This is a genomic window from Burkholderia sp. BCC1999 (assembly GCF_905339975.1).
Classification (GTDB): domain Bacteria; phylum Pseudomonadota; class Gammaproteobacteria; order Burkholderiales; family Burkholderiaceae; genus Burkholderia.
This window is the reverse complement of sequence record NZ_CAJPHP010000019.1, coordinates 1-20,442: the sequence shown is the minus strand read 5'-3', so window position 1 is coordinate 20,442 and position 20,442 is coordinate 1. Positions and strand designations below refer to the sequence as shown.

17 protein-coding genes and 1 pseudogene are annotated in these 20,442 nt (G+C 68.5%); 13 read left to right on the top strand and 5 right to left on the bottom strand.

From position 1 onward, the window contains the following. The first annotated feature begins 20 nt into the window (after positions 1-20). The 7 genes from flgH (at position 21) to U5809_RS25080 (ending at position 9,164) form a co-directional block, all read left to right on the top strand. Positions 21-710, top strand: coding sequence for a flagellar basal body L-ring protein FlgH (flgH, locus tag U5809_RS25110; RefSeq protein ID WP_176050732.1), 690 nt, complete (start codon positions 21-23; stop codon positions 708-710). Positions 711-715: 5 nt separating this feature from the next. Next, on the top strand, positions 716-1,900 hold the full coding sequence (locus tag U5809_RS25105) for a flagellar basal body P-ring protein FlgI (RefSeq protein WP_322088505.1): 1,185 nt from the start codon (positions 716-718) through the stop codon (positions 1,898-1,900). Positions 1,901-2,185: 285 nt separating this feature from the next. Further along, the gene (gene flgJ / locus U5809_RS25100; RefSeq protein ID WP_322088504.1) at positions 2,186-3,166 is read left to right on the top strand and encodes a flagellar assembly peptidoglycan hydrolase FlgJ; all 981 of its coding nucleotides are present in this window, start codon (positions 2,186-2,188) and stop codon (positions 3,164-3,166) included. Positions 3,167-3,409: 243 nt separating this feature from the next. Beyond that, entirely contained in the window at positions 3,410-4,165 is a 756-nt protein-coding gene (locus U5809_RS25095) for a flagellar brake protein (protein ID WP_282506140.1), read from the top strand. Between the two features lie 195 nt (positions 4,166-4,360). Then, a complete protein-coding gene (gene flgK / locus U5809_RS25090) occupies positions 4,361-6,343 on the top strand; it encodes a flagellar hook-associated protein FlgK (protein ID WP_322088503.1) in 1,983 nt (660 codons plus the stop codon). Between the two features lie 22 nt (positions 6,344-6,365). Beyond that, complete coding sequence (flgL, locus tag U5809_RS25085; protein WP_322088502.1) at positions 6,366-7,607, top strand: flagellar hook-associated protein FlgL; 1,242 nt, start codon at positions 6,366-6,368, stop codon at positions 7,605-7,607. 249 nt (positions 7,608-7,856) lie between these two features. Further along, positions 7,857-9,164 carry a solute carrier family 23 protein gene (locus U5809_RS25080; RefSeq protein ID WP_282506137.1) on the top strand — a complete coding sequence of 436 codons (1,308 nt, stop codon included), beginning with the start codon at positions 7,857-7,859 and terminating at the stop codon, positions 9,162-9,164. A 39-nt stretch (positions 9,165-9,203) separates the two neighbouring features. Here the strand turns inward: U5809_RS25080 and U5809_RS25075 are convergent, their stop codons facing one another. Further along, a complete protein-coding gene (locus U5809_RS25075) occupies positions 9,204-10,088 on the bottom strand; it encodes a transcriptional regulator GcvA (protein WP_282506136.1) in 885 nt (294 codons plus the stop codon). Between the two features lie 96 nt (positions 10,089-10,184). Here U5809_RS25075 and U5809_RS25070 point away from each other — a divergent pair, with 96 nt between their 5' ends. The 6 genes from U5809_RS25070 (at position 10,185) to gor (ending at position 15,747) form a co-directional block, all read left to right on the top strand. Then, complete coding sequence (locus U5809_RS25070; protein ID WP_322088501.1) at positions 10,185-10,823, top strand: chromate transporter; 639 nt, start codon at positions 10,185-10,187, stop codon at positions 10,821-10,823. Further along, positions 10,820-11,347 (top strand): chromate transporter, encoded by a 528-nt coding sequence (locus U5809_RS25065; protein ID WP_322088500.1) that lies wholly within the window; start codon positions 10,820-10,822, stop codon positions 11,345-11,347. Before U5809_RS25070 ends, U5809_RS25065 begins: the two co-directional genes overlap by 4 nt. A gap of 57 nt (positions 11,348-11,404) precedes the next feature. Continuing rightward, the gene (locus tag U5809_RS25060; protein ID WP_322088499.1) at positions 11,405-12,103 is read left to right on the top strand and encodes a YoaK family protein; all 699 of its coding nucleotides are present in this window, start codon (positions 11,405-11,407) and stop codon (positions 12,101-12,103) included. Between the two features lie 316 nt (positions 12,104-12,419). Beyond that, positions 12,420-13,541 (top strand): porin, encoded by a 1,122-nt coding sequence (locus tag U5809_RS25055; RefSeq protein WP_011353454.1) that lies wholly within the window; start codon positions 12,420-12,422, stop codon positions 13,539-13,541. A 375-nt stretch (positions 13,542-13,916) separates the two neighbouring features. Then, positions 13,917-14,147, top strand: a complete 231-nt coding sequence (locus U5809_RS25050; protein WP_176050721.1) for a hypothetical protein — start codon at positions 13,917-13,919, stop codon at positions 14,145-14,147. 244 nt (positions 14,148-14,391) lie between these two features. Then, positions 14,392-15,747 carry a glutathione-disulfide reductase gene (gene gor, locus U5809_RS25045; RefSeq protein ID WP_322088498.1) on the top strand — a complete coding sequence of 452 codons (1,356 nt, stop codon included), beginning with the start codon at positions 14,392-14,394 and terminating at the stop codon, positions 15,745-15,747. Positions 15,748-15,828: 81 nt separating this feature from the next. Here gor and U5809_RS25040 read toward each other — a convergent pair whose 3' ends face one another. The 4 genes and pseudogenes from U5809_RS25040 to U5809_RS25025 form a co-directional block, all read right to left on the bottom strand. After that, the gene (locus U5809_RS25040; protein WP_322088497.1) at positions 15,829-17,130 is read right to left on the bottom strand and encodes an FAD-binding oxidoreductase; all 1,302 of its coding nucleotides are present in this window, start codon (positions 17,128-17,130) and stop codon (positions 15,829-15,831) included. A 27-nt stretch (positions 17,131-17,157) separates the two neighbouring features. Further along, the gene (locus U5809_RS25035; RefSeq protein WP_322088496.1) at positions 17,158-18,462 is read right to left on the bottom strand and encodes an FAD-dependent oxidoreductase; all 1,305 of its coding nucleotides are present in this window, start codon (positions 18,460-18,462) and stop codon (positions 17,158-17,160) included. 99 nt (positions 18,463-18,561) lie between these two features. Next, complete coding sequence (locus U5809_RS25030; RefSeq protein ID WP_322088495.1) at positions 18,562-20,133, bottom strand: DUF3138 family protein; 1,572 nt, start codon at positions 20,131-20,133, stop codon at positions 18,562-18,564. 116 nt (positions 20,134-20,249) lie between these two features. Beyond that, positions 20,250-20,442, bottom strand: a pseudogene (locus U5809_RS25025) (putrescine ABC transporter permease PotI); the annotation flags it as partial.

Below are 20,442 nucleotides of genomic sequence, written 5' to 3'. Positions count from 1 at the left end.
CGGAAAGTCCCGTCGTCGCCATGAAGCAGGTTCGCCTCCTCCCGTCAGCCCCCGTCCGCGCCGCATGCGCGGTCGCGGTGGCGGCGCTCGCCGGTTGCGCGCAGATTCCGCGCGACCCGATCATCCAGCAGCCGATGACGGCGCAGCCGCCGATGCCGATGTCGATGCAGGCGCCCGGCTCGATCTACAACCCCGGCTACGCGGGGCGGCCGCTCTTCGAGGATCAGCGGCCGCGCAACATCGGCGACATCCTGACGATCATGATCGCGGAGAACATCAACGCGACCAAGTCGTCGGGCGCCAACACCAACCGGCAGGGCAACACCGACTTCAACGTGCCGACGGCCGGCTTCCTCGGCGGGCTGTTCGCGAAGGCGAACCTGTCGGCCACCGGCAACAACAAGTTCGCGGCGACCGGCGGCGCGAGCGCGGCGAACACGTTCAACGGCACGATCACGGTGACGGTCACCGGCGTGCTGCCGAACGGCAACCTCGTGGTCAGCGGCGAGAAGCAGATGCTGATCAACCAGGGCAACGAATTCGTGCGCTTCTCGGGCGTCGTCAACCCGAACACGATCTCGGGTGCGAACTCCGTCTACTCGACGCAGGTCGCCGACGCGAAGATCGAATACTCGTCGAAGGGCTACATCAACGAAGCCGAGACGATGGGCTGGCTGCAGCGCTTCTTCCTCAACATCGCGCCGTGGTGATGACGATGCAGACGACCCTGATCCACCGCCTGTCGGCCCGTGCGCATGCCGCCGCGCGGCTCGCCGTCGCGTTCGCGGCCGTGGCTGCGGCGTGCGCGCTCGGCGCGGTGCCCGCGCATGCGGAGCGCCTGAAGGACCTCGCGCAGATCCAGGGCGTGCGCGACAACCCGCTGATCGGCTATGGCCTCGTCGTCGGTCTCGACGGCACGGGCGACCAGACGATGCAGACGCCGTTCACGACGCAGACGCTCGCGAACATGCTCGCGAACCTCGGCATTTCGATCAACAACGGTTCGGCGAACGGCGGCCCGTCGTCGCTGAGCAACATGCAGCTGAAGAACGTCGCGGCCGTGATGGTGACGGCCACGCTGCCGCCGTTCGCGCGGCCGGGCGAGGCGCTCGACGTGACGGTGTCGTCGCTCGGCAACGCGAAGAGCCTGCGCGGCGGCACGCTGCTGCTCACGCCGCTGAAGGGCGCGGACGGGCAGGTGTACGCGCTCTCGCAGGGCAACATGGCGGTCGGCGGCGCGGGCGCCAGCGCGAACGGCAGCCGCGTGCAGGTGAACCAGCTCGCGGCCGGCCGGATCGTCGGCGGCGCGATCGTCGAGCGCGCGGTGCCGAACGCGATCGCGCAGATGAACGGCGTGCTGCAGCTGCAGCTGAACGACATGGACTACGGCACCGCGCAGCGGATCGTGTCCGCGGTCAACTCGAGCTTCGGCCCGGGCACCGCGACGGCGCTCGACGGCCGCACGATCCAGCTCGCGGCGCCGGCCGATTCGGCGCAGCAGGTCGCCTTCATGGCGCGGCTGCAGAACCTCGACGTGAGCCCGGACAAGGCTGCGGCGAAGGTGATCCTGAACGCGCGCACGGGCTCGATCGTGATGAACCAGATGGTCACGCTGCAGAGCTGTGCGGTCGCGCACGGCAACCTGTCGGTCGTCGTCAATACACAGCCGGTGGTGTCGCAGCCGGGGCCGTTCTCGAACGGGCAGACCGTGGTGGCGCAGCAGTCGCAGATCCAGCTGAAGCAGGACAACGGCGCGCTGAAGATGGTGACGGCCGGTGCGAACCTCGCCGACGTCGTGAAGGCGCTGAACACGCTCGGCGCGACGCCCGCGGACCTGATGTCGATCCTGCAGGCGATGAAGGCGGCCGGCGCGTTGCGCGCCGACCTGGAGGTGATCTAAGGGTCTGCCTACTCATGAAACGTGCATGCGAATGCCCGAAATCGGGCGCAGGGCAAGGAGTGAGGAGCGCCGTTTGGCCGTGCCAAACAAGAGACGAAGGACGCCGCCATGCGGCCGATTTCGGGCATTCCCGTGGAATGCAATTTAAATTTGGGGTTGCCCCGAGACGGGCCGCTCGCTGCGTCACGCTCCTTGCGAATACGTCCAGTATTCGCGGCGTCGCAGTCCTTGCGAGCGGCCCGTCTCGGGGCAACGCATGTACGTTTCATGAGTAGGCAGACCCTTATGGCGAACCTTCCGAACGCGAACGACCTCACGCAGCGCTTCGCGCTCGACGTGCAGGGTTTCGATGCACTGCGCGCGCAGGCGAAGCAGTCGCCGCAGGCCGGCGCGAAGGCGGTCGCCGGCCAGTTCGACGCGATGTTCACGCAGATGATGCTCAAGAGCATGCGCGACGCATCGCCCGACGGCGGGCTGTTCGATTCGCATACGTCGAAGATGTACACGTCGATGCTCGACCAGCAGCTTGCGCAGCAGATGTCGACGCGCGGGATGGGTGTCGCCGACGCGCTGATGAAGCAGCTGCTGCGCAACGCCGGCGCGGGCGCGGGCAGCGACACGGCGGCCGACATCGGCGCGGGCGGCATGGGCGCCGGCGGCCTCGGCACGGCCGGCAACGAAGGCAGCCTCGCCGCGATGAACGCGATGGCGAAGGCCTATGCGAACGCGGCGAACAATGGCGGTCTCGCCGGCGCACGCGGTTACTCGGCCGGCAGCGCGCTGACGCCGCCGCTGAAGGGCGCGAGCGGCGTGCAGGACGCCGACGCGTTCGTCGACCGGCTCGCGGGCCCCGCGCAGGCGGCCAGCGCGACGACCGGCATCCCGGCGCGCTTCATCGTCGGCCAGGCCGCGCTCGAATCGGGCTGGGGCAAGCGCGAGATCCGTGCCTCCGACGGGTCGACCAGCTACAACGTGTTCGGCATCAAGGCGAACAAGGGCTGGACGGGCCGCACGGTGTCGGCGCTGACGACCGAATACGTGAACGGCACGCCGCGCCGCGTGGTCGCGAAATTCCGCGCGTACGACTCGTACGAGCACGCGATGACCGACTACGCGAACCTGCTGAAGAACAATCCGCGCTACTCGGGCGTGCTCAGCGCGAGCCGCAGCGTCGAAGGCTTCGCGCACGGGATGCAGAAGGCCGGCTACGCGACCGACCCGAACTACGCGAAAAAGCTGATCTCGATCATGCAGCAGATCGGCTGACGGCCGGCGCCCGCTTTCGCTGAAAACGGGCGCCCGCAGCCATCCGGTTCCCCCTTCGGACCGCGCCCGGCAGCCCGCCGCGCGCGGTTTCAACGTTTGCGCGAAAAAATTCACCAATTCGATCTAAACTTTCGGTCAGCACTGCCGCTAAGTGTGAGAGACCTGTGACCGGGCCTGTGATCTGGCCCGGTTTTACTGCGCACCGGTTGTCCGGGCGCTCATGACAAGAAAGACCGGCTAGCCATGAATATCGAAACGTCGACGGACCCCAGCCTGGATGCAGGCCACTCCGGGCCCGACTATGCCCGCCGCAATCCCCTGGAAATCGGCGTGCAGTTGCGCAACCTCGTGAATCGCGGCGATTTCCTGACCGTCCAGTACCCGGGCGGCCAGCTCGTCACGCGCCTGCTCGAGGTCGATGTCGGTGCGCGGACGTTCACGTTCGACTGGGGTGCGCTGTCCGAGCAGAACGCCGGCATCCTCGGCGCGTCGCATTGCACGTTCGCGGCCTCGCCGGAGGGCGTACGCGTCGAATTCACCACGGGCACGCCGCGCGAGACGCGTTACGAGGGGCTGCCCGCGTTCGTCGCCGATTTCCCCGACGTGCTGGTCTGCATCCAGCGCCGGGAATATTTCCGCGTCGACGCGCCGATCGTCGATCCGTTCCTGTGCCGCGGCACGCTGCCGGACGGCGAGCGCTTCCTGTTCGAGGTGCATAACCTGTCGCTCGGCGGCGTGGGGCTGCGCACGGCCGACGAACGCGTCGAGGCGCTCGAGGTCGGCACGCTGCTGCCGGACGTCGAACTCGAGCTGACCGGTCACGGCAAGCTGTCGCTCGACCTGCAGCTCGTGTCGCAGCGCTCGACGCAGATGCCGAACGGGTCGCGGCGCTACCAGCTCGGCTTCCGCTACATGTCGCTGCCGGGCAGTGCGGAAAACACGCTGCAGCGGCTCATCACGCAGCTCGAAATGAAGCGCCGCTCGCTCGCGCGGGCCTGACGCGCCCGCGGCCGCCGGCCTTGCCCGGCGCGCGCCGCGACCCTCCGCCGGCCCCACCTGCCGGACGCTTCGACCGGCGACGCGCGCTTGCGCGTCGCGCGTGCATTTTTTCCTCAATTTTTCCTGTCAGCGGCCGTTATACCGGGAGTCACGCAACCCGGCGGCCGCAGCGCGGCCGGCTCATCAGGATCGCGCATGTCCAACACACTCATGAACCTCGGCGTCAGCGGCCTGAATGCCGCGCTCTGGGGCCTCACGACGACCGGCAACAACATCAGCAACGCAGCGACGCCCGGCTATACGGTCGAGCGGCCGGTCTATGCCGAAACGAGCGGCCAGTACACGGGCAGCGGTTACATGCCGCAGGGCGTGAGCACCGTCACCGTGCAGCGCCAGTACAGCCAGTACCTGAGCGACCAGCTGAACACCGCGCAGACGCAGGGCGGCGCGCTGACGACGTGGTACACGCTCGTCGCGCAGCTGAACAACTACATCGGCAGCCCGACGGCGGGGATCTCGACCGGGATCACGAGCTACTTCACCGGGCTGCAGAACATCGCGAACAACGCGTCCGACCCGTCGGTGCGCCAGACCGCGATCAGCAACGCGCAGACGCTGGCCAACCAGATCAACGCGGCCGGCCAGCAGTACGACGCGCTGCGCCAGAGCGTGAACACGCAGCTCACCAGCACCGTGTCGCAGATCAACACGTACACCGCACAGATCGCGCAGCTGAACCAGCAGATCGCGGCGGCGAGCAGCCAGGGCCAGCCGCCGAACCAGCTGATGGACCAGCGCGACCTCGCGGTGTCGAACCTGTCGGGCCTCGCCGGCATCCAGGTCGTGCGCAACGACAGCGGCTACAGCGTGTTCATGTCGGGCGGCCAGCCGCTCGTCGTCGCGGACAAGAGCTACCAGCTCGCGACCGTCACGTCGCCGTCGGATCCGAGCGAGCTGACCGTCGTGTCGCAGGGCATCGCCGGCGCGAACCCGCAGGGGCCGAACCAGGCGCTGCCCGATTCGTCGCTGTCGGGCGGCACGCTCGGCGGCCTGCTCGCGTTCCGCAGCCAGACGCTCGACCCCGCGCAGGCCCAGCTCGGCGCGATCGCGACCAGCTTCGCGGCGCAGGTCAACGCGCAGAACGCGCTCGGCATCGACCTGTCGGGCAATCCGGGCGGCAACCTGTTCACGACGCCGTCGCCGACCGTGTACTCGAACCAGGGCAATACCGGCAACGCGTCGCTGTCCGTGTCGTTCGCGAACGCTTCGCAGCCGACGACGAGCGACTACACGCTGTCCTACGACGGCGCGAACTACACGCTGACCGACCGCGCGAGCGGCGCGGTGGTCGACCAGAAGGCGGGGCCGATGCCGGTCTCGCTCGGCGGGCTGAATTTCTCGACCCCGTCGGGCTCGATGAACGCCGGCGACAAGTTCACCGTGCTGCCGACGCGCGGCGCGCTGAACGGCTTCGGCCTCGCGACGACGAGCGCGTCGGCGATCGCGGCCGCATCGCCGGCCGTCACGTCGGCGGCGAGTACCAACACCGGCACGGGCAAGATCACGCTGGGCGGCGTGACCGCGGGCTACCAGGTGCCGACGACCAAGCTGACCTACGACGCGACGGCGAAGACGCTGACGGGCTTCCCGGTCGGCACGACGGTGACGATCGGCACCACGCCGCCGACGTCGGTCACGATCAACAACCCGACGGACACCGTCCCGTACGACCCGGCGGCCGGCGCGACGATGACGATGTCGGGGACGGCCGCGGGCGCGCTCAACGGCGTGAGCGTCACGCTGTCCGGCGCACCGGCGACCGGCGACTCGTTCACGATCGGGCCGTATGCGGGCGGCACCAGCGACGGCTCCAACGCGCTCGCGCTGTCGAAGCTGGTCAACGCCAAGGCGCTCGGCAACGGCACGACGACGCTCACCGGCGCGTATGCGAGCTACGTGAACGGCATCGGCAACACGACGACCCAGCTGAAATCGTCGAGCGCCGCGCAGACCGGGCTGATCGGCCAGATCACCGAGGCGCAGCAGTCGGTGTCGGGCGTGAGCACGAACGAGGAAGCAGCCAACCTGATGCAGTACCAGCAGCTTTACCAGGCGAACGCGAAAGTGATCCAGACGGCGGCGACGCTGTTCCAGACCGTGCTCGGCCTGTTCAACTGACCGGATTCGAGGGATAGAAGCGATGCGGATTTCCAGCGCCCAGTTCTTCCAGCTGAACGTTTCCCAAATGAACGACCAGCAGGCCCAGCTCGCGCAGCTGTATCAGCAGATCTCGAGCGGCGTGAGCCTGCAGACGGCGGCCGACAACCCGGCCGGCGCGGCGCAGGCCGTGCAGCTGTCGATGACGTCGGCGACGCTGTCGCAGTACGCGACCAACCAGAACACGGCGCTCGCGTCGCTGCAGGCCGAGGACCAGACGCTGCAGAGCGTGAGCGGCGTGCTGACGAGCGCGCAGACGCTGCTCGTGCGCGCCGGCGACGGTTCGCTGTCCGACAGCGACCGCTCGGCGCTCGGGACGCAGTTGCAGGGTTACCGCGACCAGTTGATGACGCTCGCGAACACCAACGACGGCGCGGGCAACTACCTGTTCGCCGGCACGAAGAATTCGGCGGCGCCGTTTTCGACGACGCCGAGCGGCAGCGTCACCTATGTCGGCGACACGGGGACGCGCCAGGTGCAGATCGCCGATTCGAGCACCGTGTCGCAGGGCGACACGGGCGCCGCCGTCTTCATGTCGGTGCCGGCGATCGGCAGCTCGCCGGTGCCGTCGGCCGGCGCGGGTAATACGGGCACCGGCACGATCGGCGCGGTCACGGTGACGAACCCGTCGATCGCGACGAATGGCCATCAGTATTCGATCAAGTTCGGCGGCACGGCCGCCGCGCCGACCTACACGGTGACCGACAACTCGGCCAGCCCGCCGACCACCACGCCGGCGCAGGCCTATTCGGCGGGCTCGGCGATCTCGCTCGGCGGCGGGATGACGGTGGCGGTGTCGGGCACGCCGGCCGCCGGCGACACGTTCGCGGTCTCGCCCGCGCCGCAGGCGAGCGGCGGCTCCGACGTGTTCTCGACGCTCGACGCGATGATCTCGGCGCTGAAGACGCCCGTGACGGGCAATGCGGTGGCGGGCGCGGCATTGAAGAACGCGCTGATGACGGGCTCGACCAAGCTCGGCAACACGATGCGCAACGTCACGACGATCCAGGCATCGGTCGGCGGCCGCGAGCAGGAAGTCAAGGCGATGCAGACCGTCAACCAGACGGCGACGCTGCAGACGACCAGCAACCTGTCGGACCTGACCAGCACCAACATGGTCACGACGATCAGCCAGTACCTGCAGGTGCAGAATGCGCTGACCGGCGCGCAGAAGGCCTACGTGCAACTGCAGAACATGTCGTTGTTCCAGTACATCAATCCCTGATGCACGGCGCACCGGCTGCGATGTGAGCGCACGCTTGCATCGCGGCCGACGCCATCCGCCGCCCGCGCGCCGCTTCGCGTACGCGGCACATGCGGCACACGCGGCGCTCTGCGCCGGAAGCTTGTCAGCCCCGCCTGCCAGCCCCGCGCGTCAGCCCGCTTGCCAGCCCCATTTCCGCTCCGTAAACTCGCGCCAGATTCCAGACCGGCGCATCCTTGGCAGCCGGCGACCGACAGGAGCCCTTTCCCCATGTCCGATTCCTATTTCCCGCGCTGGCGGGTCCAGTCGACCGGCGCGGCATCGCGCGTGGTCGGCCCCGACGAGCGCCTCGCGTGGCCGCAGATGGTCGCGATGGGCGTGCAGCACGTCGTCGCGATGTTCGGTTCGACCGTGCTCGCGCCGCTACTGATGGGCTTCGACCCGAACCTGTGCATCTTCATGTCGGGCATCGGCACGCTGCTGTTCTTCGTGCTGGTCGGCGGCCGCGTGCCGAGCTACCTCGGCTCGAGCTTCGCGTTCATCGGCCTCGTGATCGCGGTGACGGGCTACGGCGGCAGCGGCCCGAACCCGAACATTCCGGTCGCGCTCGGCGGGATCATCGCGTGCGGTGTGGTGTACGTCGCGATCGGCGCGCTGGTGCAGGCGATCGGCACGAACTGGATCGAGACGCTGATGCCGCCGGTCGTGACCGGCGCGGTCGTCGCGGTGATCGGGCTGAACCTCGCGCCGATCGCGGTGAAGGGCGTCTCGGCGTCGACCTTCGACTCGGTGATGGCGCTCGTGACCGTACTGTGCGTCGGCGGCGTCGCGGTGTTCTCGCGCGGCATGGTGCAGCGCCTGCTGATCCTCGTCGGGCTGGTGATCGCCTATGCGATCTATGCGGTCGCGACCAACGGGATGGGGCTCGGCAAGCCGATCGATTTCTCGATCGTCGGGCAGGCGGCCTGGTTCGGGGTGCCGAGCTTCCGCGCGCCGGTGTTCGATCCGCACGCGATGCTGATGCTGGCGCCGATCGCGGTGATCCTGGTCGCGGAGAACCTCGGTCACATCAAGGCCGTCAGCGCGATGACGGGCACCAGCCTCGATCGCTACGTGGGCCGCGCGTTCATCGGCGACGGGCTCGCGACGATCGTGTCGGGCAGCGTCGGCGGCACCGGCGTGACGACCTACGCGGAGAACATCGGCGTGATGGCCGTCACGCGGATCTACTCGACGCTGGTGTTCGCGGTCGCCGCGGTGATCGCGATCGTGCTCGGTTTCTCGCCGAAATTCGGCGCGGTGATCCAGACGATCCCGGGCCCCGTGCTCGGCGGCGTGTCGATCGTCGTGTTCGGGTTGATCGCGGTGACGGGCGCGCGGATCTGGGTCGTCAACAAGGTCGACTTCTCCGACAACCGCAACCTGATCGTCGCGGCCGTCACGCTCGTGCTCGGCGCCGGCGACTTCTCGCTGAAGATCGGCGGCTTCGGGCTCGGCGGAATCGGCACCGCGACGTTCGGCGCGATCATCCTGTACGCGATCCTGCGCAAGGAAAAGGAACCGGGCCCGGTGGTCTGAGCGCAAGCGGGCGGCGCCATGCCGCCCGCCGGCGCGCCCTCAAGCGCCGGTATTCGACTGCGCCTGCAGCCACGCGCAGAACTGCGCGACGAGCGGATCGTCGATCGGTGCGCGCGGCGCGATCCACCAGTAGCTGCGCGTCGCGATCCGCGGCCCGGGCAGCGGCATCACGAGCCGGCCGCTCGCGAGCTCGTCGTCGATCAGCGGCAACGGGCCGAGCGCGACGCCCAACCCGTCGACCGCTGCCTGCAGCGCCAGGTAGAAGTGGTCGAACGACTGCCGCTTGCGCCCCTTCATCGCCACGCCGGCCGCCGCGAACCAGTCGCGCCAGCCTTCCGGCCGCGTATCCGAATGCAGCAGCACGTGCCGCGCGAGATCGTCCGCGCGCGCGATCGGCGCGCGCTTGAGCAGCGCCGGGCTGCAGACCGGGATCACGCTTTCGTCGAGGAAGTGCCCGCTCGTGCAGTTCGGCCAGTGGCCGGGGCCGCGGCGGATCGCGACGTCGAAGCCGTTCAGCGTGTCGAGCGGCGCATTCGACGTCGACAGCTTCAGCTCGACGTTCGGCACGTCGCGCTGGAACCGCGACAGGCGCGGCAGCAGCCATTTCATCGCGAAGGTCGGCAGCGCGTTGATGCGCAGCACGCGCGCCGCGCCGGTGTTGCGCAGCTGCTCGGTCGCGTGCGCGATGCTGTCGAACGCCGCGCGCACGGTGTCCAGGTAGCGCCGGCCTTCGTCGGTGAGCTTCACGCGCTTGCCGTAGCGGTGGAACACCGGCTTGCCGAGCCACGCCTCGAACCCGGCAATTTGCCTGCTGATGGCACCATGAGTCACATGCAGCTCGTCGCCGGCGGCGCTGAAGCTTTCATGTCGTGCCGCGGCTTCAAAGGCCCGAAGCGCGGAAAAGGGCGGGAGATCGCGTGCCATGCTTGTGATTCTAGATCACAAGGGCGCGCCGATAAAATCGTTTTGCCACGATCCGGAACGGCGGTAACCTCGGTTCACCGTTTAGTGAGGAGCACCATGCAATCCGCTGTTCCACCTGCCGCTCCGCCGTCTGCGGCGGCGCCCCGCAACGTCGGCCTTGCCGAGCTGTTCACCGGCTTCCTGTCGCTCGGCCTGATGTCGTTCGGCGGCGCGTTGCCGTTCGCGCGACGCACGATCGTCGACGAGCGCAAGTGGCTCTCCGCCGACGAATTCACCGATCTGCTCGGCCTCTGCCAGTTCCTGCCGGGCGGCAACGTGATCAACCTGTCGGTCGCCGTCGGCATGCGCTTTCGCGGCGTTGCCGGCGCGTTCGCCGGCATTCTCGGGCTGATCGCGGGCCCGACGCTCGTCGTCGTCGCGCTCGGCGTGCTGTATGCGAAGACGCAGAACGATCCGCACGTGCAGCACCTGTTCGCGGGGCTCGCGGCCGCGGCTGCCGGGCTGCTCGTCGCGATGGCCGTGAAGGTCGCGAAGCCGCTGCGGCACGCCCCTGCGGCGGCCGGTATCGCGGCGCTCGCGTTCGTCGCGATCGCGGTGCTGCGCATTCCGCTCCTGACCACGATGCTCGTGCTGACGCCCGTCAGCGTGTGGCTCGCGTCGCGCCGCCGCGACGCGGGCACGCCGCAGTCGGCGCAGGCCGCCGCGCGCGGCACCCGGCCGGGAGACCGCCCATGACCGACACGCTGATCGCCATCGCGACGATCTTCAGCCAGCTGTCGCTGCTCGCCTTCGGCGGCGGCAACACGATCCTGCCGGAGATGCAGCGGCAGGTCGTCGACGTGCATCACTGGATGAGCGCGCACGAGTTTACCGCGCTGTTCGCGTTGGCCCAGGCGGCGCCCGGGCCGAACATGATGATCGTGTCGCTGGTCGGCTGGCACGTGGCCGGCTGGGCCGGGCTGCTGGTCGCGTCGCTCGCGAAGTTCGGGCCGTCGTCGCTCGTCACCGTGCTCGCGCTGCATGCGTGGGAGCGCTTTCGCGACCGGCCGTGGCGCCGCTACGTGCAGCAGGGGATGATGCCCGTCACGGCCGGGCTCGTCGCGGCAAGCGCGGTGCTGATCTCCGAGGCCTCGAACCGTACGGCCATCCAGTGGGGCATCACGGCCGCGTGCGCGGTGCTCGCGTGGCGCACGCGCATCCATCCGCTGTGGCTGCTCGCCGGCGGTGCGCTGATCGGGCTCACGGGCATCGGGCAATGAGCGGCGCACGGTAGCTTCCCGTGCGCCATACTGGCGCGAATCTTGACGGGAGGATCGATGGATCTCGACGGCGCCAGCCGCAATCTCACCGTCGCCGCATTGCTCACGCTGTCCGGCGGCTACCTCGACGCGTACACGTACGTCGGCCACGGCCACGTGTTCGCGAACACGATGACCGGCAACGTCGCGCTGCTCGGCATCAACCTGTCGGCCGGCGAATGGGCCGCCGCGCTGCATCACGTGCCGCCGCTCGTCGGCTTCGTGATCGCGGTGTTCGTCGCGCACCTGCTTGGCCTCGCCGCGCAGCGCGGCTGGATGCGGCACACGGCGTTCGCGAGCCTGATCGTCGAGATTGCGTTTCTCGGCGTCGCCGCGAGCGGCCTCGTCGGCGCGTCGAGCGCGTGGCTGATCCCGGGCATCTCGTTCGTCGCGACGCTGCAGACGCTGTCCTTCACCCATCTCGAGGAACTGTCGTACACGTCGGTGATGACGACCGGCAACCTGCGGCGCGCCGCGCAGAAGCTGTTCGTCGGGCTGATCCCGCGTTATGACGCGGGCGCGCTGCACGACTCGGCGCTGCTCGCGACGATCAGCTTCTGCTTCCTGGCCGGCGCGGTGGTCGGCGGCCTCGTGACGCGGCTCGTGCCGGGCGTCGCGCTGTGGGGCGCCGTGCTGCTGCTCGTCGGCGCATTCGCGGAAATCGTGCGGCGCGCGTGGCGCCGGCACACGGCCGACGGCGGGCCGGCGGCGGCGTGACCGCGCACCCCGCGGGTGCCCCCGGGTGCCCGTCCGTTCCACGGCGCCGGCCGCGCGATCCTTACAGACCCGACGCACCGTAAGCCGCGCGGCCGGTTGCTGCCGCACGGCGCCGGCCGCCCGCCGGACAAGCGTCACGCGCGTAACGTTGTGCGCGGGCGACAGTTCCGCCATTACCGCGCATTTCAATTTCTTTCAGCGATCGCACTCGTCATATGATTCAGCCCACATCGCGCGCGCCAAGAACGTGAGCGATCGCCACCCGGCTGCGCACGCGGCCGGCCATGAATGGAGACACCTACAAAAAGGAAAGCTCATGAAGCAGACCACCCGACTCGCAGCCATCGCAGGGGGCGCCGCGCTCGCATTTGCCAGCCAGTACGCGGCCGCACAAAGCTCGGTCACGCTCTGGGGCGTCGCCGACGCCAGCATCCGTTACCTGACCAACGCCAATGCCAAGAACGACGGCCTGTTGTCGATGACCAACGGCGCGATCACGAACAGCCGCTTCGGCATCTACGGCACGGAAGACCTCGGCGGCGGCCTGAAGGCCGTATTCAACCTCGAAAGCGGCGTGAACCTGCAGAACGGCGCATTCGCCGACAGCGGCCGCCTGTTCAACCGCGCAGCGTACGTCGGCCTGCAGAGCCCGTACGGCACGGTGACCCTCGGCCGCCAGAAGACGCCGCTGTTCGACCTGCTGTCGGATACCTACGATCCGCTGACGGTCGGCAACTACCTCGAAAACGCGTGGCTGCCGGTCGCACTCGGCGGCGGCCTGTATGCGGACAACCAGATCAAGTACACGGGCAAGTTCGAAGGCCTGACCGCGAAGGCGATGTACTCGACCGGCACCAACTACGAATCGACCGGCGCCGGCGGCTTCTCGGGCCAGATCCCGGGCTCGCTCGGCAAGGGCAATGCGTGGGGCGTGTCGCTGTCGTACGTGATGGGTCCGCTCAGCATCGCGGCCGGCGCGCAGCAGAACAGCGACAACTCGGCACGCAAGCAGACGATCTACCACGCGAACGTCGTGTACGCGTTCAGCAAGGCGAAGATCTACGCGGGCTACCTGCGCTCGAAGGACGACACCGGCTTCGTCGACAGCCTGCTCGCGCAGCAGTCGATTCCGGTCGCGAAGGGCACGGGCCGGATCGACGACGGTCCGTTCGCGGGCGTGAGCTGGCAGGTCAGTGCACCGCTGACGCTGACGGGCGCGTTCTACTACGACCACATGCGCAATGCGATGACCACCAACGGCACGCTCGCGAGCGGCAACCGCTATGCGATCGTCGGCATCGCCGAGTACGCACTGAGCAAGCGCACCGAAGTCTACGGCACCGTCGACTTCAACAAGACGAACGGCGCGGCGAACGTCGAGCTGCCGGGTCGCAGCAACCAGACCGGCATCGCGATCGGCCTGCGCAATATCTTCTGACGAACGTCGGAACGCATGCGCCGGCATTGGCCCGGCGCACATCGAAGAGGCTCCGCACGGAGCCTCTTTTTTTTCGTCACGCGACCTTCATACGCGCGCACGACTATTCGGCAATCGCTCCATTGCGGAAGTCCCGCGCCGTAAGCGTTCCGTCGGCATTCCAGAACATACTTTTACAGTACGCGCGAAGGCTTTCCGCTACGCTGCGTGCATCGCCCGCTGCGTGCCGTCAGGCTCGCGCGTGCGTCGTTCCGGTGGCGCTCGAAGAGCGCGGCCGGCCAGGTGCGTAACTTGTGTATCCGGTGATGACAATCGCGGTCTGCCGGTTTTTTTCGTGGGACGATGCGCTCACGATTTTCTTGAAAGGGGATGACGATGGGTATCCTGGACACCGTGGGTGAAATCGCTGGCGCAGTCGCAGCCGTCGAAGGCGCGGAAAAGCTGGATCCGGATGCGGGCCTGCTGACCAAGGCGGCTGCAGCCGTCGCCGGTTTCAAGGGCGCCGAGGCAGTCGAAGGTCTGCTCGAGAAGAAGAAGGAAGAGCAGCCCCAGCAGCAGGCAGACGACACGCAGGCGACGGACGGCAGCGACACGTCGCAAGCATGAGCATGGCGGCTGGTCCGGCCGCGGGCGCGCCCTTCGCGCGTCCGGGCGGACCGGTGCCGCGCAGCCGGCAGGTCGGGCATGCGGTCGATCGGTGACGCATGACACACCCGGCAGCCGGTTTGACCGGCGAGAGGCCACGTCTCTCGCCGTTTTTTATTGGGCGCACGCCTGGTCGCGCCGTGCTCCGCACGAATCCCCGAATCTTGCTATCGTGCCTTCATCCGAACTGCGATGAGGGAATGCGATGGATTTCGACTACGACCTGTTCGTCATCGGCGCCGGCTCCGGCGGCGTGAGGCTCGCGCGGATGTCCGCGTCATATGGCGCACGCGTCGGCATAGCGGAAGAAGAGCAGATCGGCGGCACCTGCGTGCTGCGCGGCTGCATTCCGAAGAAGCTGCTCGTCTACGCATCGCACTATCCGCATGAAGTCGAGGATGCGAAGGGCTTCGGCTGGACCTTCGGCGCCGGCACGCTCGACTGGTCCGCGCTGATCGCCGCGAAGGATCGCGAGATCAACCGGCTCAGCGACATCTACATCAACCTGTTGCGGCAATCGGGCGTCGACATGCACGCGGGCCGCGCGACGCTCGTCGATGCGCACACCGTTGCAATCGGCGAACGCAGCATCCGCGCGCGGCATATCGCGATCGCGACCGGCTCGCGCCCGTCGTCGCCGGCGCGGCCCGGCATCGAGCACACGATCACGTCGCGCGAGGCGCTGTCGCTCGCGACCTGCCCCAAGCGCATCGCGGTGGTCGGTGGCGGCTATATCGCGGTCGAGTTCGCGGGCATCTTCAATGGTTTCGGCAGTCACGTCGACCTGTTCTATCGCGGCGAGAAGATCCTGCGCGGCTTCGACGACGACGTGCGCCAGTTCCTGACCGACGAGATGACGAAGCAGGGCGTCGCGATCCACGCGCGCGCGGTGGTCGAGTCGATCGAGCGCGCGGACGACGGCACGCTGAGCGTGCGCGTCGGCGATGCGCGGCACGGGCCGTACGACCAGGTGCTGTATGCGACCGGCCGCGTGCCGAACGTCGACGGGCTCGGGCTCGAACAGGCGGGCGTGGCGCTCGACGCGCGCGGTGCAATTGCCGTCGATGCGTATTCGGCGACGTCGGTGCCGTCGATCCACGCGATCGGCGACGTGACGTCGCGGCCGCAGCTCACGCCGGTCGCGACGCGCGACGGCGCGCTGCTCGCGCGCACGCTGTTCGGCGGTTCGCGTGTCGCGGCCGATCATGCCTACGTGCCGTCGGCCGTGTTCAGCCAGCCCGAGGTCGCGACGGTCGGCCAGACCGAGGCCGACGCGCGTCACGCGCATGGCGAGGTCGACATCTACCGTACGTCGTTCAAGGCCCTGCGCCATACGCTGTCGGGCCGCGACGAGCGCACGATGATGAAGCTCGTCGTCGCGCGCGACAGCCAGCGTGTGGTCGGCGCGCACATGGTCGGCCGCGACGCGGGCGAAATCATCCAGGGCATCGCGATCGCCATTCGCGCGGGCGCGACGAAGGCGCAGTTCGACGACACGATCGGTATTCATCCGACCGCGGCGGAGGAATTCGTGACGATGCGGCAGAAGCTGGCTGGTTAGCGGGAGCGGCGTGTATTCGTGCCGGCTGGGAGGGGGCGGCCGCGCTTTGGCGCGGCCGTTTCTCGTTGGTGTGTACGTCGCTCAATGCACGCCGAACGCGTCGAGCATCCGGTACCAGCTCATCGCGAGCACCAGTGCCGGCGTGCGCAGTGCCTCGCCGCCGGGGAAGTCGCGATGCCGGATCTTGTCGAACAGGTCGAAGCGGCTCGCCTGTCCGTTGATCGCTTCGGCGATCAGCTTGCCCGCGAGCGCGGTCGTGTTCACGCCGTGCCCCGAGAACCCCTGCGCGAAGTACATCGTCGGCGCGATACGACCGAAGTGCGGCGCGCGGTTCATCGTGATGTCGACGAAGCCGCCCCATGCATAGTCGACCTTCACGTCCGCGAGTTGCGGGAACGTCTTCAGCATGTCCGCACGCATCGCCGCGGCGAGGTCGCGCGGCTCCCGCGTCGAATAGCTGACCTTGCCGCCCCACACGAGCCGGGTGTCGGGCGCCGGCCGGAAATAGTCGAGCACGAAGCGGCTGTCGCAGATCGCCGCGCGCGCGGGCATCAGCGCGGCGGCGCGCGCTTCGCCGAGCGGCTCGGTCGCGATCACGTAGGTGCCGACCGGCATGATCTTCTTCGACAGCGCGGGCGCGAGCGTGCCGATGTAGGTGTTGCACGCGAGCACGACGAAGCGCGCACGCACGTTGCCGCCGCTCGTCTCGACGACGTGGCCGCCCGACACGTCGCGCACGCGTGTCACGCAGCTGTCCTCGTGGATGCGCACGCCCGCGTCGGTCGCCGCACGCGCGAGGCCGAGCGTGTAGTTGAGCGGATGCAGGTGGCCGCTGTCGGGGTCGTACAGCCCGCCACAATAGCGCGCCGACTGCACGTAGTCGCCGAGCTCGTCGGCTTCGACGAAGTGAAAGCGGTCGTAGCCGAAGCGCTTCGCGGCTTCGTCGCGCCAGCGCTTCAGCGAATCGGCGTCGCGCTCCGTGTTCGCCGCGGTCAGGTAGCCGGGCACCAGCGCGCAGTCGATGTCGTGCTGCGCGATGCGCGACTTCACGAGCGACAGCGTTTCGAGCCCCATGTCCCACATGCGTTTCACGTCGCCTTCCGGCATGAACTGCCCGAACGTGTCGATGTCGCACGCAAAGCCGCCGATCAGCTGGCCGCCGTTGCGGCCGCTCGCCGCCCATCCGACCCGCGACGCTTCGAGCACGGTCACCGAATGGCCGCGCTCGGCGAGGTTGAGCGCGGCGGACAGGCCCGTGAGGCCCGCGCCGATCACGCACACGTCGGCGTCGATCGTGCCGGCAAGCGGCGCGTGGCGGGTCGTATCGTTGGCGGTCGCCGCGTAGTAGGACGCGACGTGCGGCTGGTTGGCGAATGTCTGCATGGTCAGGAGAACGGAGAAAGGGGGGGCTTAGAACAGTTCACGCACGCGGTGGTACAGCATCCCGAGCTCGAGCGCGGGTTGCCGCCATGCGTCACCGCCGGGAAAGCGCCGGTGACGCACGCGCGCGAACAGGTCGAACGCGCGCGTGTCGCCCGCGATCGCGCCGGCGATCGCGCGTCCGGCAATGCCGGTGAGCGCGACGCCGTGCCCGCTGAAGCCCTGGACGTAGAAGAAGTTCGGATCGAGCGCGCCGAAATCCGGCGCGCGATTGCGCGTGACGTCGACGAAGCCGCCCCACGCGTGGTCGACGCGCACGTCGCCGAGCTGCGGGAACACGCCGACCATGCGCTGCCGGATCGTTTCGGCGAGCGTGGCGGGCGACGCGCCGGCCGAGTTCGCGCGGCCGCCGAACAGCATCCGGTGGTCGGCTGACAGCCGGAAATAGTCGAGGAAGAAATTGTTGTCGCACACGGCTTCGCGCCGGGCGATCAGTGCGTCGGCGCGTGCCTGGCCGAGCGGCTCGGTCGCGATGATGTACGACGCGATCGGTGCGATGCGGGCGGCGGTCGCGGCGGGCAGGATGCCGCCAGGCCCCGCGTTGCAGCACGACACGACGTAGCGGCAGCGCACCTCGCCCGACGGCGTGCGCACGACGGGCCGTGCGCCGCGCACGACGTCGAGCGCCGGCGTGTGCGCATACAGCGCGACGCCTTCGCGGCGCGCGGCGTCGGCGAGGCCGAGGCAGTACTTGAGCGGATGCAGGTGGCCCGACAGCGGATCGTGCACACCGGCCAGATAGCGCGTCGATGCAATGCGTGCGCGGATCTCGCCGGTGTCGAGCCACGCGAGCGACGGATGGCCCCAGCGCGACGTCGCGGCCTCCATCCACGCGCGCAGGTCGTCGATGCGGCGCGGCTTCGTCGCGACCGTCAGGTAGCCGCGCGTGAAGTCGCAGTCGATCCCGTAGCGCGCGATGCGTTCGGCGATCAGCGCGACGCCGTCGAGCGACAGCGACCACGCGGCACGCGCGCCGTCGGCGCCGAGCTGCTGCTCGATCACCTCGTCCTTCGCGAAGCCGGTGATGGCCTGGCCGCCGTTGCGGCCCGACGCGCCCCAGCCGGGCCGGTGCTCATCGATCACGGCGACGGACAGCCCGCGCGCGCGACAGTCGAGCGCCGTCGACAGGCCCGCGAAGCCGGCGCCGATCACGCAGACGTCGACGTCGATCGCTGCCTCGAGCTCAGGGTCGTCAACCACGGGCCGTGTGACCGTTGCCTCGTAGTACGAGTCGCGCGCGAGCGCATCGGCGCGGCGGGTGAAAGACTGCGTCATGAAACCGGCTCCCTCGAAAAGGCTGCAACCTGCTCGCAGCCACCCCTGAAAACGGCGCGGGACGCCGTGCGCGCGGCACGGCGTCCCGCGTGTGCTGCGTCAGAACGAGTAGATGAACTGCGTGGCGAGCAGGTCGTTGGACTTGCCGTACGAACCGTCGTTGCGCAGGAACACCTTGTTGTTCGCCCAGTCGTGCCGGTATTCGACCTTCACGGTGATCTGCTGGGTCGGATAGAACAGCAGGTCGAGCGCGACGTCCTGGCGTACCGCCCCCTTGCACTCGAAGCCCAGGCCGCCGCCGGCCTTCGACTGCGCGAGGCAGTCCGCGTCGACGCCGAAGCCGTTGCTCGGATCCATCCCGTTACCGTTCAGCGCGATGCCACCACCGCCGCCGCCGTTCTTCGAGTTGGCGAGCAGGTCGTAGCGCAGCGTCACGCCCATGCGGCCGACCACCGGCGCGTTGAACTTGCGATGCGCGAGCAGCGACAGGCCGTACCACTGCGCGAGCCCGCCGTTGAACGCGGCATGCTGCTGCCGGCCGTAGTCGACTTCCGCGTTGTACTGAATATCGGCGAGCGTGTAGGTCGCGTCGAGTTCGCCGAAGAAGAACGAACCGTAGGCGCTCGGCGCGTTGGCGCCCGACCCGTAGTGCACGACGCCGTTCGAATCGATCGCGCTGGACAGCGTCTGGCGGCCGATGTTGAACGAGCCGCCGAGGTCAAGCGCGCTCGACCACGTGTAGTCCGCGCGCGCGGTGAACGTCGGCACCTTGTTGCTGGTGGTGATCGGGTCGCCGAGCGCATTGGTGCCCGTCTGCGTGACCGAACCGTACGTGCGGTACTGCTCGTTGCCGAGGAAGAACTTCCACGCCCAGTTGCCCTTCGTGTAGTTCGCGCCGACGCCGACGTAGCTGCCCGGATCCGAGAAATCGTACAGCAGGTTGTGCGTGAGCGTGAGCATCTGGTTCGACTGCTGCACCTCGTAGCCGCCGAAGCTCGGGATCAAGCCGGCGACCAGCGTCGTCTCGGCGGTGATCGGCACGTTGATGACGGCCGTGTTCAGCAGGTTGTCGGTGATCGAGCCGCGCGAGTTCTGCAGCAGCGTGATGCCGTTGCCGCGGTTCGGCATCAGCGTGATTTCCGCCGACGGCGCCATCGGGCCGACGCCGAACGTCTTCTTGATGTCGAGGTAGAGATCGCCGAACGTGCTGTTGAAGTAGTTGTACGCGTTCTCGTGGTTCGCGAACAGGAACGACGACGTGCCGGCCGCGCGGTTGTAGATGTAGGTCGGGTCGATGTAGCCCGTGACCGACAGGCCGGCGAGCGGGCCCGTGTTGGCCGCATCGGTCAGCGAATCGACCTTCAGCTGCTGGTTGGCGATCTGCTGCTTCATTTCGCCGACTTCGTCGTTGGTCAGCGTGGCCTGCGCCTTGCCATAGTCCGGCGAGCCCGGGTCGACGGCCACTGCGACCGGCGCTGCTCCGGCCTTCGCGCCGGCCTGCGCGGTCGCGGCGCCGCCCTTCGCCGAGAGCAGCGCCTGCATCGACTTCATCTGTTTCTGCAGTGCCGCGACCTGCGCCTGCAGCGCCTTGATCTCGGCGGATGTCGAGTCGGCCAGCGCGATGCCCGGCAACGCGCCGGCCACCAGCAGGCAGATCAGTTTCTTCTTCATTGCGGATTCTCCTTGTCGTGCGCCTGTCAAATCGGGATCGAATCGCGCGCCCCCCCTGGGGCCGCGCGTCTTGCTTGTCTGCAGTGCTTGTTATCCTTGAAGCGGGAGGTGCGTCGTCAGGCTGCCGCAAACGCCGCCTTCAGGTCGGCCATCCGGCGCCGCTCGCGCGCGATCATCATCCGGTTCACGACGATCACGCCGATCGTCACGGCCGTGATGAACAGCGTCGCCAGGGCGTTCATCTCCGGGTTCAGCCCCAGCCGCACGCGCGAGAACACCACCAGCGGCAGCGTCGTCGACCCGGGCCCG

Excerpts from the sequence above, each read along its gene's own strand:
- flgH (WP_176050732.1), top strand. The coding sequence starts at position 21 with ATGAAGCAGGTTCGCCTCCTCCCGTCAGCCCCCGTCCGCGCCGCATGC.
- U5809_RS25105 (WP_322088505.1), top strand. The coding sequence starts at position 716 with ATGCAGACGACCCTGATCCACCGCCTGTCGGCCCGTGCGCATGCCGCC.
- flgJ (WP_322088504.1), top strand. The coding sequence starts at position 2,186 with ATGGCGAACCTTCCGAACGCGAACGACCTCACGCAGCGCTTCGCGCTC.
- U5809_RS25095 (WP_282506140.1), top strand. The coding sequence starts at position 3,410 with ATGAATATCGAAACGTCGACGGACCCCAGCCTGGATGCAGGCCACTCC.
- flgK (WP_322088503.1), top strand. The coding sequence starts at position 4,361 with ATGTCCAACACACTCATGAACCTCGGCGTCAGCGGCCTGAATGCCGCG.
- flgL (WP_322088502.1), top strand. The coding sequence starts at position 6,366 with ATGCGGATTTCCAGCGCCCAGTTCTTCCAGCTGAACGTTTCCCAAATG.
- U5809_RS25080 (WP_282506137.1), top strand. The coding sequence starts at position 7,857 with ATGTCCGATTCCTATTTCCCGCGCTGGCGGGTCCAGTCGACCGGCGCG.
- U5809_RS25075 (WP_282506136.1), bottom strand. The coding sequence starts at position 10,088 with ATGGCACGCGATCTCCCGCCCTTTTCCGCGCTTCGGGCCTTTGAAGCC.
- U5809_RS25070 (WP_322088501.1), top strand. The coding sequence starts at position 10,185 with ATGCAATCCGCTGTTCCACCTGCCGCTCCGCCGTCTGCGGCGGCGCCC.
- U5809_RS25065 (WP_322088500.1), top strand. The coding sequence starts at position 10,820 with ATGACCGACACGCTGATCGCCATCGCGACGATCTTCAGCCAGCTGTCG.
- U5809_RS25060 (WP_322088499.1), top strand. The coding sequence starts at position 11,405 with ATGGATCTCGACGGCGCCAGCCGCAATCTCACCGTCGCCGCATTGCTC.
- U5809_RS25055 (WP_011353454.1), top strand. The coding sequence starts at position 12,420 with ATGAAGCAGACCACCCGACTCGCAGCCATCGCAGGGGGCGCCGCGCTC.
- U5809_RS25050 (WP_176050721.1), top strand. The coding sequence starts at position 13,917 with ATGGGTATCCTGGACACCGTGGGTGAAATCGCTGGCGCAGTCGCAGCC.
- gor (WP_322088498.1), top strand. The coding sequence starts at position 14,392 with ATGGATTTCGACTACGACCTGTTCGTCATCGGCGCCGGCTCCGGCGGC.
- U5809_RS25040 (WP_322088497.1), bottom strand. The coding sequence starts at position 17,130 with ATGCAGACATTCGCCAACCAGCCGCACGTCGCGTCCTACTACGCGGCG.
- U5809_RS25035 (WP_322088496.1), bottom strand. The coding sequence starts at position 18,462 with ATGACGCAGTCTTTCACCCGCCGCGCCGATGCGCTCGCGCGCGACTCG.
- U5809_RS25030 (WP_322088495.1), bottom strand. The coding sequence starts at position 20,133 with ATGAAGAAGAAACTGATCTGCCTGCTGGTGGCCGGCGCGTTGCCGGGC.